This window comes from Streptomyces sp. DSM 15324 (genome assembly GCF_001514285.1).
Taxonomy (GTDB): Bacteria; Actinomycetota; Actinomycetes; order Streptomycetales; family Streptomycetaceae; genus Streptomyces.
Genome location: NZ_KQ949026.1, coordinates 131,984 through 144,589, shown reverse-complemented (window position 1 = coordinate 144,589; position 12,606 = coordinate 131,984). Strand labels below are relative to the sequence as shown.

12 protein-coding genes are annotated in these 12,606 nt (G+C 71.3%); all 12 read left to right on the top strand.

Features of this window, described 5'->3' with window-relative positions:
- Window positions 1–8 precede the first annotated feature (8 nt).
- Window positions 9–353: a hypothetical protein gene (locus AQJ58_RS14895; protein ID WP_067250053.1), complete on the top strand. Its 345-nt coding sequence runs from the start codon at window positions 9–11 to the stop codon at window positions 351–353.
- The gene (alaS, locus tag AQJ58_RS14890; protein ID WP_067250051.1) at window positions 353–3,025 is read left to right on the top strand and encodes an alanine--tRNA ligase; all 2,673 of its coding nucleotides are present in this window, start codon (window positions 353–355) and stop codon (window positions 3,023–3,025) included. The genes AQJ58_RS14895 and alaS overlap by 1 nt, the downstream gene beginning before the upstream one ends.
- 8 nt (window positions 3,026–3,033) lie before the next feature.
- Window positions 3,034–3,498: a Holliday junction resolvase RuvX gene (gene ruvX / locus AQJ58_RS14885; RefSeq protein WP_067250897.1), complete on the top strand. Its 465-nt coding sequence runs from the start codon at window positions 3,034–3,036 to the stop codon at window positions 3,496–3,498.
- Between the two features lie 123 nt (window positions 3,499–3,621).
- Complete coding sequence (mltG, locus tag AQJ58_RS14880; protein WP_079078929.1) at window positions 3,622–5,430, top strand: endolytic transglycosylase MltG; 1,809 nt, start codon at window positions 3,622–3,624, stop codon at window positions 5,428–5,430.
- Window positions 5,411–6,265, top strand: a complete 855-nt coding sequence (locus AQJ58_RS14875; protein ID WP_067250046.1) for a shikimate dehydrogenase — start codon at window positions 5,411–5,413, stop codon at window positions 6,263–6,265. Before mltG ends, AQJ58_RS14875 begins: the two co-directional genes overlap by 20 nt.
- 193 nt (window positions 6,266–6,458) lie before the next feature.
- Window positions 6,459–7,643, top strand: coding sequence for a chorismate synthase (gene aroC, locus AQJ58_RS14870; RefSeq protein WP_067250043.1), 1,185 nt, complete (start codon window positions 6,459–6,461; stop codon window positions 7,641–7,643).
- Window positions 7,640–8,155 carry a shikimate kinase gene (locus tag AQJ58_RS14865; RefSeq protein WP_067250040.1) on the top strand — a complete coding sequence of 172 codons (516 nt, stop codon included), beginning with the start codon at window positions 7,640–7,642 and terminating at the stop codon, window positions 8,153–8,155. Before aroC ends, AQJ58_RS14865 begins: the two co-directional genes overlap by 4 nt.
- Entirely contained in the window at window positions 8,152–9,249 is a 1,098-nt protein-coding gene (gene aroB, locus AQJ58_RS14860) for a 3-dehydroquinate synthase (protein ID WP_067250037.1), read from the top strand. The genes AQJ58_RS14865 and aroB overlap by 4 nt, the downstream gene beginning before the upstream one ends.
- A gap of 168 nt (window positions 9,250–9,417) precedes the next feature.
- Window positions 9,418–10,326: a Pro-rich N-terminal domain-containing protein gene (locus AQJ58_RS14855; RefSeq protein WP_067250034.1), complete on the top strand. Its 909-nt coding sequence runs from the start codon at window positions 9,418–9,420 to the stop codon at window positions 10,324–10,326.
- A gap of 80 nt (window positions 10,327–10,406) precedes the next feature.
- Window positions 10,407–11,516: an aminopeptidase P family protein gene (locus tag AQJ58_RS14850; protein ID WP_067250032.1), complete on the top strand. Its 1,110-nt coding sequence runs from the start codon at window positions 10,407–10,409 to the stop codon at window positions 11,514–11,516.
- 49 nt (window positions 11,517–11,565) lie between these two features.
- Window positions 11,566–12,132 (top strand): elongation factor P, encoded by a 567-nt coding sequence (gene efp / locus AQJ58_RS14845; protein WP_067250029.1) that lies wholly within the window; start codon window positions 11,566–11,568, stop codon window positions 12,130–12,132.
- A gap of 2 nt (window positions 12,133–12,134) precedes the next feature.
- Window positions 12,135–12,569 carry a transcription antitermination factor NusB gene (gene nusB, locus AQJ58_RS14840; protein ID WP_067250027.1) on the top strand — a complete coding sequence of 145 codons (435 nt, stop codon included), beginning with the start codon at window positions 12,135–12,137 and terminating at the stop codon, window positions 12,567–12,569.
- Window positions 12,570–12,606: the final 37 nt, after the last annotated feature.

Below are 12,606 nucleotides of genomic sequence, written 5' to 3'. Positions count from 1 at the left end.
AGCCAGCCATGTTCCGCCGAACCTTCTGGTTCACCACCGGTGTCGCCGCCGGTGTCTGGGCCACCACCAAGGTCAACCGCAAGCTGAAGCAGCTCACCCCGGAGAGCCTCGCCGCGACCGCGGCCAACAAGGCCCTCGAGACGGGGGCGCGCCTGAAGGACCGTGCGGTGGGCTTCGCGCTCGACGTCCGCGACAACATGGCCCAGCGCGAGGCGGAGCTCCAGGACGCCCTCGGTATCGACGAGGACCCCGCGCTCCCCGCGCCCCGGCGGTTCGCCGCCATCGAGAACAGCACCCACCCGAGGTACGTCCAGACCACGACGTACCCGTACGACCGGAATGAGGACCACTGATGGAGTCGGCCGAGATTCGCCGCCGCTGGCTGAGCTTCTTCGAGGAGCGCGGGCACACCGTCGTCCCTTCGGCGTCGCTCATCGCGGACGACCCGACTCTGCTCCTCGTCCCCGCCGGCATGGTGCCCTTCAAGCCCTACTTCCTCGGTGAGGTCAAGCCGCCCTTCGCCCGCGCCACCAGCGTGCAGAAGTGCGTGCGCACCCCCGACATCGAAGAGGTCGGCAAGACCACCCGCCACGGCACGTTCTTCCAGATGTGCGGCAACTTCTCCTTCGGCGACTACTTCAAGGAAGGCGCCATCAAGTACGCCTGGGAGCTGCTCACCGGCGACCAGGACAAGGGCGGTTACGGTCTGGAGCCGGAGAAGCTCTGGATCACCGTGTACCAGGACGACGACGAGGCCGAGCGCATCTGGCACGAGGTCGTCGGCGTGCCGAAGGAGCGCATCCAGCGCCTCGGCATGAAGGACAACTACTGGTCCATGGGCGTCCCCGGCCCCTGCGGCCCCTGCTCCGAGATCAACTACGACCGCGGCCCCGAGTTCGGTGTCGAGGGCGGTCCCGCCGTCAACGACGAGCGGTACGTGGAGATCTGGAACCTCGTCTTCATGCAGTACGAGCGCGGCGAGGGCATCGGCAAGGACAACTTCGAGATCCTCGGCGAGCTGCCGAGCAAGAACATCGACACGGGCCTGGGCCTGGAGCGTCTCGCCATGATTCTGCAGGGCGTGCAGAACATGTACGAGATCGACACCTCCATGGCCGTCATCAAGAAGGCCACCGAGCTGACCGGCGTGGCCTACGGCGACGCCCACGACTCGGACGTCTCCCTGCGCGTGGTCACCGACCACATGCGCACCTCCGTGATGCTCATCGGCGACGGCGTCACGCCCGGCAACGAGGGCCGCGGTTACGTGCTGCGCCGCATCATGCGCCGCGCCATCCGCAACATGCGCCTCCTCGGCGCCACCGGCCCGGTCGTCAAGGACCTCATCGACACCGTCATCGGCATGATGGGCCAGCAGTACCCGGAGCTGGTCACCGACCGCGAGCGCATCGAGAACGTCGCCCTCGCCGAGGAGGCCCGCTTCCTCAAGACCCTCAACGCCGGTACGAACGTCCTCGACGGTGCCGTCGGCGAGACCAAGGCCGCCGGCTCCACCGTCCTCGCCGGCGACAAGGCGTTCCTGCTCCACGACACCTGGGGCTTCCCGATCGACCTCACCCTGGAGATGGCCGCCGAGCAGGGGCTGTCCGTGGACGAGGACGGCTTCCGCCGCCTGATGAAGGAGCAGCGGGAGCGCGCCAAGGCCGACGCCCAGGCCAAGAAGACGGGCCACGCCGGTGCCGGCGCCTACCGGGAGATCGCCGACAGGGCCGGCGAGACCGACTTCATCGGTTACTCCGACACCGAGGGCGAGTCCACGGTCGTCGGCATCCTCGTCGACGGCGTCTCCTCCCCGGCCGCCTCCGAGGGCGACGAGGTCGAGATCGTGCTGGACCGCACCCCGTTCTACGCCGAGGGCGGCGGTCAGATCGGTGACACCGGCCGGTTCAAGGTGGCCTCCGGTGCCGTCGTCGAGATCCGCGACACCCAGAAGCCGGTGCCGGGCGTGTACGTCCACAAGGGCGTCGTCCAGGTCGGCGAGGTGACCGTGGGCGACCTCGTCCACGCCACGATCGACTCGCGTCGGCGCACCGCCATCGCCCGCGCCCACTCGGCCACCCATCTCACCCACCAGGCCCTGCGCGACGCGCTCGGCCCCACGGCCGCCCAGGCCGGTTCCGAGAACCAGCCCGGCCGGTTCCGCTTCGACTTCGGCTCGCCGTCCGCCGTTCCCACGGCCGTGATGACCGATGTCGAGCAGAAGATCAACGAGGTTCTCTCCCGCGAACTCGACGTGCGCGCCGAGGTCATGGGCATCGACGAGGCGAAGAAGCAGGGCGCCATCGCCGAGTTCGGCGAGAAGTACGGCGAGCGGGTCCGCGTGGTGACCATCGGCGACTTCTCCAAGGAGCTGTGCGGCGGCACGCACGTCCACAACACGGCCCAGCTGGGCCTGGTGAAGCTGCTCGGCGAGTCGTCGATCGGCTCGGGTGTGCGCCGTATCGAGGCCCTCGTCGGCGTCGACGCCTACCACTTCCTCGCCCGTGAGCACACGGTCGTCGCCCAGCTCCAGGAGCTGATCAAGGGCCGTCCCGAGGAGCTCCCGGAGAAGGTCTCCGCCATGCTCGGCAAGCTGAAGGACGCCGAGAAGGAGATCGAGAAGTTCCGCGCGGAGAAGGTCCTCCAGGCCGCCGCCGGTCTCGCCGAGTCCGCCAGGGACGTGCACGGGGTCGCCGTGGTCACCGGGCAGGTCCCGGACGGCACGACCCCGGACGACCTGCGCCGGCTGGTCCTCGACGTGCGCGGCCGCATCCAGGGCGGACGGGCCGCCGTGGTCGCCCTGTTCACCGTGAACAACGGCAAGCCGCTCACGGTCATCGCCACCAACGAGGCCGCCCGCGAGCGCGGTCTGAAGGCCGGCGACCTGGTGCGTACGGCCGCCAAGACCCTCGGCGGCGGCGGTGGCGGCAAGCCGGACGTCGCCCAGGGCGGCGGCCAGAACCCGGGCGCGGTCGGCGAGGCCGTCGACGCGGTCGAGCGCCTCGTGGCCGACACGGCCAAGTGAGCGAGCCCATGCGCAGGGGCCGTCGACTCGCGATCGATGTCGGGGACGCCAGGATCGGGGTCGCCTCGTGCGACCCCGACGGGATCCTCGCCACCCCCGTGGAGACGGTCCCCGGCCGGGACCTCCCGGCGGCCCACCGGCGGCTCAGGCAACTCGTCGAGGAGTACGAGCCGATCGAGGTCGTCGTCGGTCTCCCTCGCTCCCTCAAGGGGGGCGAGGGCCCGGCCGCGGTAAAGGTTCGCGGCTTCGCGCAGGAGCTGGCGAAGGGCATCGCCCCGGTCTCCGTACGCCTGGTGGACGAGCGGATGACGACCGTGACGGCCAGTCAGGGACTGCGCGCATCCGGGGTGAAGGCGAAGAAGGGCCGGTCGGTGATCGACCAGGCAGCCGCTGTGATCATCCTTCAGCAGGCCCTGGAATCCGAACGGGTGTCAGGTAAAGCACCGGGCGAGGGCGTCGAAGTGGTCATGTGATCGCGATACGGTAACGTTCCGCGCGATGCGGCGGTGTTCGAACAGCCGCCGCACAGAGAGAGGCGGAACGGTGACGGACCTGGGAAGGCCGCGTGATCGCCGCCTCGCGGCTCTAGGGGATCGATGACTGAGTATGGCCGGGGCCCAGGCTCCGAACCGTGGCATCCCGAGGACCCGTTGTACGGGGACGGCGGATGGGACGGGCAGCAGCAGGCCCACCCGGGCCATCAGCCTGCCTACGGCGGCCAGCCGCAGCACCACCACTACCCGCAGCAGCCGCAGCAGCCGGGATACGGCGACTGGGGCAACGGACAGGCGCAGCAGTACGACCAGCACGCGTACGGTCAGCAGCAGTATCCGCAGCAGCCCTACGACCCGCAGCAGCCCTACGACCCCCAGCAGTACCAGCAGCAGTACGACCAGCAGGGGCCCGCGCAGGTCCCGGGCCAGGGGCAGCAGGGGTACCACGAGGGTTACCAGGAAGGGGGCTGGGACGGCACCGGCACGCACGCGCACATGCCGTACGCCGCCGACCCCGGTGACCCGTACGGACAGCAGCCCGCCGCGTACGGCGCCGAGCAGCCCGACTTCTACGGCACGCCCGACGCCTACCCGCCGCCGGAGCCCCCGGCCCGGCGGGTCACCGAGCCGGAGCCCGAGGGGGCGACGGAGCCGGAGGGCGAACGGAAGCCCGACTGGGACCCGGAACCCGACCAGGGCGAGCACGCTTTCTTCGCGGGCGGGGGCGCCGGCGACGAGGACGAGGACGACGACGAACCCGGCGGCCGCGGGGGCCGCAGGGGGCGCGGCGGCAAGGACCTCACGGCGGGCAAGCCGGGCAAGGGCAAGAAGAAGAGCCGCAACGGTGTCGCCTGCCTGGTCGTCGTACTGGTGCTCGCCGGCGGTATCGGCGGCGTCGGCTATGTCGGTTACCACTTCTACAAGAATCGTTACGGCGCACCCCCGGACTATTCGGGCAACGGTACGAATCAGTCGGTCAGTGTCCAGGTGCCCGAGGGGACGGGCGGCGCGGGCATTGGCCTGCTGCTGAAGGAAGCCGGGGTCGTCAAGAGCGTCGCCGCGTTCGTCTCCGCGGCCACGAACAATCCCAACGGGGACAAGATCCAGGCGGGCGCGTACATTCTGAAGAAGGAGATGTCCGCGAAGGCCGCCGTCGAGATGATGCTCGACGGGGACAGCCAGGCCAATGTGATGGTCGTGCCCGGCCAGCGCAATGTGAAGGTCTACGCGATCATCGACCAGAAACTCGACCTCACAGCGGGCACCACCCGCAAGGTCGCCGAGAAGGAGTGGAAAACCCTCGGACTGCCCAAGTGGGCGAACGACAACAGCAACATAAAGGACCCCCTGGAGGGCTTTCTCTTCCCGGGGACCTATCCCGCGGCCAAGGGCATGAAGCCCGAGGCGGTGCTGAAGACGATGGTGGCCAGCGCCACGAAGAAGTACGCGGCGTACGACCTGGAGGGCAAGGCCAAGTCGTTCAAGCTGGACAGCCCGCTCCAGATGGTCACGGTCGCGAGCCTGGTCCAGGCCGAGGGCAAGACCGAGGACGACTACCGCAAGATGGCGGAGGTGATCTACAACCGCCTCGACCGCGCGAACCCCGAGACGTACGGATTCCTGCAGTTCGACTCGACCTTCAACTACCTGAGGGGCGAAAGCAAGATCGACATCAGTGAGTCGGAGATCAACAGCAACAAGGACCCGTACAACACCTACACGAACAAGGGCCTGCCGCCCGGACCGATCGGCAACCCCGGTGATGTCGCCGTCAAGGCGATGCTGAATCCGACCGACGACGGCTGGTACTACTTCGTGGCGACGGACGGGGTGAGCAAGACCGAATTCGCCAAGACGCACGCGGAATTCCAGAAGCTCAAGGACAAGTTCAATGAGAGCACGGGCAACTGAAGCCCGCCGGGCCGCCGTTCTCGGCAGCCCCATCGCCCACTCCCTCTCCCCGGTGCTGCACCGCGCCGCCTACGAGGCGCTCGAACTCACCGACTGGACGTACGACCGCTTCGAGATCGACGAGGCCGCCCTGCCCGGCTTCGTCGACGGACTCGGCGGGGAGTGGGCCGGGCTGTCCCTGACCATGCCGCTCAAGCGGGCCGTGATCCCGCTGCTCGACGAGATCAGCGAGACGGCCGCCTCCGTGGACGCGGTCAACACCCTGGTGTTCACCGAGGACGGCCGCCGCGTCGGCGACAACACCGACATCCCCGGCATGGTCGCCGCGCTGCGCGAGCACGGCGTCGAACAGGTCGACTCGGCCGCGATCCTCGGCGCCGGCGCCACCGCGTCCTCCGCGCTCGCGGCGCTGGCCCGGGTCTGCTCCGGCGAGATCGTCGCCTACGTCCGCAGCGCGGCCCGCGCCGACGAGATGCGCCGGTGGGGCGAGCGCCTGGACGTCGACGTCCGCATCGCCGACTGGTCCGAGGCCGCCGACGCCCTGCGCTTCCCCCTCGTGATCGCCACCACCCCGGCCGGGGCGACCGACGCCCTGGCCGCCTCGGTGCCCGGGCGGCCCGCCACCCTCTTCGACGTGCTCTACGACCCCTGGCCGACCGAGCTGGCGGCCCGCTGGTCCATGTTCGGCGGCGCCGTCGTCAGCGGCCTCGACCTCCTCGTCCACCAGGCCGTGCTCCAGGTGGAACAGATGACCGGCATCACCCCGGCACCGCTGGAGGCGATGCGCAAGGCCGGAGAGCACGCGCTCGCCTCCCGGCAGACGGCCCGGCCGTGACCGCGGCCGGCGCGGGCGCCTGAGCCGTCCCGTCCGCCGCCGTTTCGTCCGCCCAATGGACCGCGCGCCCGATCCGTGCCCCGGACGTGGGAGGATCGAGGTGGCTGGCCGGAGCCGCGCACCCGGCCGGGCCGAGGACGTACGCGAGGACGCGCGTAGGGCAGTACCAGGGCGCGAGCACTGAGGAGCATCGTTGAGCAGGCTGCGTTGGCTGACCGCGGGAGAGTCCCACGGTCCCGCACTTGTCGCGACGCTGGAGGGCCTTCCCGCCGGCGTGCCGATCACCACGGAGATGGTGGCCGACCATCTCGCGCGGCGGCGGCTCGGCTACGGACGCGGCGCGCGGATGAAGTTCGAGCGCGACGAGGTCACCTTCCTCGGCGGCGTCCGGCACGGCCTCACCCTCGGCTCCCCGATCGCGATCATGGTGGGCAACACCGAGTGGCCCAAGTGGGAGCAGGTCATGTCGGCCGACCCGGTCGACCCCGAGATCCTCGCCGGCCTCGCCCGCAACGCCCCGCTGACCCGCCCCCGCCCCGGCCACGCCGACCTCGCGGGCATGCAGAAGTACGGCTTCGACGAGGCCCGCCCGATCCTGGAGCGCGCCTCCGCCCGCGAGACCGCCGCCCGCGTCGCCCTCGGCGCCGTCGCCCGCTCGTACCTCAAGGAGACGGCCGGCATCGAGATCGTCTCGCACGTGGTGGAGCTGGCGGCCGCCAAGGCCCCCTACGGCGTCCTGCCGACCCCCGCGGACGTGGCGAAGCTGGACGCCGACCCGGTGCGCTGCCTGGACGCGGACGCCTCGAAGGCGATGGTCGCGGAGATCGACCAGGCCCACAAGGACGGCGACACCCTCGGCGGCGTCGTCGAGGTCCTGGCGTACGACGTCCCCGTCGGCCTCGGCTCGCACGTGCACTGGGACCGTCGCCTCGACGCCCGGCTCGCCGCCGCGCTCATGGGCATCCAGGCCATCAAGGGCGTCGAGGTCGGCGACGGCTTCGGCCTCGCGCGCGTGCCCGGCTCCAAGGCCCACGACGAGATCCTCACCACCCCCGAGGGCATCCGCCGCTCCTCCGGCCGCTCCGGCGGCACCGAGGGCGGTCTGACCACCGGCGAGCTGCTGCGCGTGCGGGCCGCGATGAAGCCCATCGCCACCGTGCCGCGCGCCCTGCGGACGGTCGACGTGACCACCGGCGAGCAGGCCCAGGCCCACCACCAGCGCTCCGACGTGTGCGCGGTCCCCGCGGCCGGCATCGTCGCCGAGGCGATGGTGGCCCTCGTCCTCGCGGACGCGGTCGCGGAGAAGTTCGGCGGCGACAGCGTCCCCGAGACCCGCCGCAACGTCCGGTCCTACCTCGACCACCTGCACATCCGATGAGCGGGCCCCTGGTCGTCCTGGTCGGCCCGATGGGCGTCGGCAAGTCCACCGTCGGGCAGCTGCTCGCCGAGCGGCTCGGCGAGCGCTTCCGGGACACCGACGACGACATCGTCGCCGCGCAGGGCCGCAGCATCGCGGAGATCTTCGTCGACGAGGGCGAGGAGACGTTCCGCGCGATCGAGAAGCAGGCCGTGCGCCGGGCGCTCGCCGAGCACACGGGCGTCCTGGCCCTCGGCGGCGGCGCGATCCTCGACGCGGACAGCCGCGCCCTCCTCGCGGACCGGCGCGTGGTCTACCTGTCGATGGACGTCGAGGAGGCCGTCCAGCGCACCGGTCTCAACGCGGCCCGCCCGCTGCTCGCCGTCAACCCGCGCAAGCAGTGGCGCGAGCTGATGGAGGCCCGCCGCGGCCTGTACGAGGAGGTCGCCACCGCCGTGGTGGCGACGGACGGCCGTACCCCCGAAGAGGTCACCCAAGCCGCCCTGGACGCACTGGAGTTGAAGGAAGCATGAGCAGCAGTGAGGCGGTGACCCGGATCCGGGTCGGCGGCAGCGCGGGCTCCGAGCCGTACGAGGTCCTGGTGGGCCGTCAGCTCCTCGGTGAACTCGCCGGGCTGATCGGCCCCCGGGCCAAGCGCGTCGCCGTGATCCACCCCGAGGCCCTCGCCGAGACCGGTGACGCGCTCCGCGCCGACCTGGCCGGACAGGGCTACGACGCCGTCGCCATCCAGGTGCCCAACGCCGAGGAGGCCAAGACCGCCGAGGTCGCCGCGTACTGCTGGAAGGCGCTCGGCCAGTCCGGCTTCACCCGCACCGACGTCGTCGTCGGCGTCGGCGGCGGCGCCACCACGGACCTCGCCGGGTTCGTGGCCGCCACCTGGCTGCGCGGGGTGCGCTGGATCGCCGTACCGACCACCGTGCTCGCCATGGTGGACGCGGCCGTGGGCGGCAAGACCGGCATCAACACCGCCGAGGGCAAGAACCTCGTCGGCGCCTTCCACCCGCCGGCCGGGGTGCTGTGCGACCTGGCCGCGCTGGACTCCCTCCCGGTCCACGACTACGTCTCCGGGCTCGCCGAGATCATCAAGGCCGGCTTCATCGCCGACCCCGCGATCCTCGACCTCATCGAGTCCGACCCCGAGGCCGCCCGCACTCCGTCCGGCCCGCACACCGCCGAACTGATCGAACGCTCCATCAAGGTCAAGGCGGACGTCGTCTCCTCCGACCTCAAGGAGTCGGGTCTGCGGGAGATCCTCAACTACGGCCACACCCTCGCGCACGCCATCGAGAAGAACGAGCGCTACAAGTGGCGGCACGGCGCGGCCGTGTCCGTCGGCATGCACTTCGCCGCCGAACTGGGCCGCCTCGCGGGCCGCCTGGACGACGCGACGGCCGACCGCCACCGCACCATCCTGGAGTCCGTCGGCCTGCCCCTGCACTACCGCCACGACCAGTGGCCCAAGCTGCTGGAGACCATGAAGGTCGACAAGAAGTCGCGGGGCGACCTGCTGCGCTTCATCGTCCTCGACGGGCTCGCCAAGCCGACCGTCCTGGAGGGCCCCGACCCGGCCGTCCTGCTCGCCGCCTACGGCGAAGTCGGCCAGTAAGTCCCGAGGGACCCCTTCCGCCCGATTCCCCTTCCACACCGGGCACTTCGGACCGCCCCCGGCCGTTCACCAAACGACGGCCGGGGGCGGTACCGTTCAGAATCGAAAACGGGGGCGCACACCCCCGCAGCCAGCGCCCATTGCCTGTACGAGACGGAGTGGCACCGGATGCAGCACGCAGTGGGTTCTCCGCTGCCGCCGCCCCACCAGCCGGGGCACGGTCCGGCCGACGGCTGGTCGCCGGCCGCACAACACCCGGGCCCGCACCAGCCGGGCAGCCCCCCGCACCAGCCGGGCGGCGCCCCCCACCATCAGCCGGGCTACCTCGGCGCCCCGCCGCCCTCCGGGCCCGTCCCGCCCGCGCCCCGGCCTCCCGTACCCCCCGTGCCGCCGCCCCCGGCCCCGCAGCACGCGCCCGTGCCGCACGGCACCGACGTCACCGGTCATGTCCCGCTGCCGCCCGGCGGCCCCGTCGCGATGCCCGCGGTCGCGCCGACCGCACCCGGGCCGGACCTCGCGACCACCACCGTCGCGGTGCTGCTCATCGGCCCCGCGGGCGCCGGGAAGACCAGCGTCGCCAAGTTCTGGGCCGACCACCGCCGGGTGCCCACCGCCCACGTCAGCCTGGACGACGTCCGCGAATGGGTCCGCTCGGGCTTCGCCGACCCGCAGCGCGGCTGGAACGACCACTCGGAGGCCCAGTACCGCCTGGCCCGCCGCACCTGCGGCTTCGCCGCCCGCAACTTCCTCGCCAACGGCATCTCCTGCATCCTCGACGACGCGATCTTCCCCGACCGCCCGGTCGTCGGCCTCGGCGGCTGGAAGCGCCACGTCGGCCCCGGTCTCCTCCCGGTCGTCCTCCTCCCCGGCCTGGAGGTCGTCCTGGACCGCAACGCCCAGCGCTCCGGCAACCGCCGCCTCACCGACGAGGAGGTCGCCCGCATCCACGGCCGCATGGCCGGCTGGTACGGCTCCGGCCTCCCGATCATCGACAACTCCCACCTCGACGTCCCCTCGACCGCCAAGGTCCTCGACGACGTCCTCTCGAGGGCGATCGCCAGTCCGCCGAAGTGGTGAGGGACCACCCCCACCGGACCACGCACCCCACTCGGCCCTCCCAACCGGCACAAAACCCCCACCCCTCATACGCTCGACTCATGTCAGAGAGGTACGCGTCACGCCGCAAGCGACTGAGGGACCGCTGCAACGCCGGCGGCAGCACAGCCGCGCTCATCTCCCGCCCGGCCAATGTGAGGTACCTCGCGGGCGCCGCCCCCAGGGCGGCCGTCCTGCTGCTGGGCAGACGCGAGGAGGAGGACCTCCTCGTCTGCCCCGGCCCGCCCGACGACCGTCCCGAGGCCCGTCCCGACGAACGGCTCAGGACGCGCTCCCTGCCCCGCGCCGGCGGCGACCCCGCCGTCGCCGCCGCGGACATCCTCACCGCGGAGGGCGGCGACTCCCTCGCGGTCGAGGAGCACCACCTCACGGTGGCCCGCCACCGCGCCCTGCGCTCGGTCGCCCCCCGCCTGCGCCTCGCGGACCTCGGCAGTGCCGTCGAACAGCTCCGCGTCGTCAAGGACGAGGAGGAGATCTCCTGCCTCCGGGTCGGCGCCGAGATCGCCGACCAGGCCCTCGGCGAGCTGCTGGAGTCGATCCTCGTCGGCCGGACCGAGCGGCACCTCGCCCTCGAACTCGAGCGCCGGCTCGTCGACCACGGCGCCGACGGCCCCGCCTTCCCCACCTCGGTGGCCACCGGCCCGAACTCCGGCCGGCCGGGCCACCGCCCCACGGACCGACGGGTCGAGGAGGGCGACTTCCTCTCGGTCTGCCTCGGCGCCGCCTACCGCGGCTACCGCTGCGAGATCGGCCGTACCTTCGTCATCGGTACGTCCCCCGCCGACTGGCAGATCGAGCTGTACGACCTCGTCTTCGCAGCCCAGCGCGCCGGGCGGGAGTCCCTGGCCCCCGGTGCCGCCTACCGTGACGTGGACCGCGCCGCCCGCCAGGTACTGGACTCCGCGGGGTACGCACAGGGCCTCCCGGCGCTCACCGGGCACGGGGTCGGACTCGAAATCGACGAGGACCCGCAGTTGACTCCCGCGGCCATGGGTAAACTGGACGCTTGCGTGCCGGTCACCGTCGAACCGGGGGTCCACCTCCCGGGCCGGGGCGGTGTCCGGATCGATGACACGCTCGTCGTACGCCCCGAGGCGGACGGCGGACCCGAGCTACTCACCATCACGACCAAGGAGCTGCTCGCGCTGTAGAGGTGCGTGCCCCGGGGTCGTCCACGTCAGTCCAGGAGATTCCGCAACCGTGGCTTCCACGAACGACCTCAAGAACGGCCTGGTGCTCAAGCTCGAAGGCGGCCAGCTCTGGTCCGTCGTCGAGTTCCAGCACGTCAAGCCCGGCAAGGGCCCGGCCTTCGTGCGCACCAAGCTCAAGAACGTGCTGTCCGGCAAGGTGGTCGACAAGACCTTCAACGCCGGCGTCAAGGTCGAGACGGCCACTGTCGACAAGAGCGACATGCAGTTCTCGTACATGGACGGCGAGTACTTCGTCTTCATGGACATGGAGACCTACGACCAGCTGCACATCGACCGCAAGACCGTCGGCGACGCCGCGAACTTCCTGATCGAGGGTTTCGAGGCCACCGTCGCCCGGCACGAGGGCGAGGTGCTCTTCGTCGAGCTGCCGGCCGCCGTCGAGCTGACCGTCGCCGAGACCGAGCCGGGCCTCCAGGGCGACCGCTCCACCGGTGGCACCAAGCCCGCCACCCTGGAGACCGGTCACCAGATCCAGGTCCCGCTCTTCATCACCACCGGTGAGAAGATCAAGGTCGACACGCGCAGCAGCGACTACCTCGGCCGGGTGAACAGCTAACCGTGGCTGCCCGCAACACGGCCCGCAAGCGCGCCTTCCAGATCCTCTTCGAGGGCGACCAGCGCGGAGCCGACGTCCTCACGGTCCTCGCGGACTGGGTCCGGCACTCCCGGTCCGACACCCGGCAGCCGCCGGTGAGCGAGTACACGATGCAGCTGGTCGAGGGCTACGCGGACCACGTGAAGCGGATCGACGAGCTGATCGCGCAGTACTCCGTCGGCTGGACCCTCGACCGGATGCCGGTCGTCGACCGCAACATCCTGCGGCTCGGCGCCTACGAGCTGATCTGGGTCGACGAGACCCCGGACGCCGTCGTCATCGACGAGATGGTGCAGCTGGCGAAGGAGTTCTCCACGGACGACTCCCCGGCGTTCGTCAACGGCCTGCTCGCCCGGCTGAAGGAGCTCAAGCCGTCGCTCCGCCGGGACGGGGCATAGGCGGTCACGACCAACGCCGGAGGGCCCACAGCGCCTG

Excerpts from the sequence above, each read along its gene's own strand:
- AQJ58_RS14895 (WP_067250053.1), top strand. The coding sequence starts at position 9 with ATGTTCCGCCGAACCTTCTGGTTCACCACCGGTGTCGCCGCCGGTGTC.
- alaS (WP_067250051.1), top strand. The coding sequence starts at position 353 with ATGGAGTCGGCCGAGATTCGCCGCCGCTGGCTGAGCTTCTTCGAGGAG.
- ruvX (WP_067250897.1), top strand. The coding sequence starts at position 3,034 with ATGCGCAGGGGCCGTCGACTCGCGATCGATGTCGGGGACGCCAGGATC.
- mltG (WP_079078929.1), top strand. The coding sequence starts at position 3,622 with ATGACTGAGTATGGCCGGGGCCCAGGCTCCGAACCGTGGCATCCCGAG.
- AQJ58_RS14875 (WP_067250046.1), top strand. The coding sequence starts at position 5,411 with ATGAGAGCACGGGCAACTGAAGCCCGCCGGGCCGCCGTTCTCGGCAGC.
- AQJ58_RS14865 (WP_067250040.1), top strand. The coding sequence starts at position 7,640 with ATGAGCGGGCCCCTGGTCGTCCTGGTCGGCCCGATGGGCGTCGGCAAG.
- aroB (WP_067250037.1), top strand. The coding sequence starts at position 8,152 with ATGAGCAGCAGTGAGGCGGTGACCCGGATCCGGGTCGGCGGCAGCGCG.
- AQJ58_RS14855 (WP_067250034.1), top strand. The coding sequence starts at position 9,418 with ATGCAGCACGCAGTGGGTTCTCCGCTGCCGCCGCCCCACCAGCCGGGG.
- AQJ58_RS14850 (WP_067250032.1), top strand. The coding sequence starts at position 10,407 with ATGTCAGAGAGGTACGCGTCACGCCGCAAGCGACTGAGGGACCGCTGC.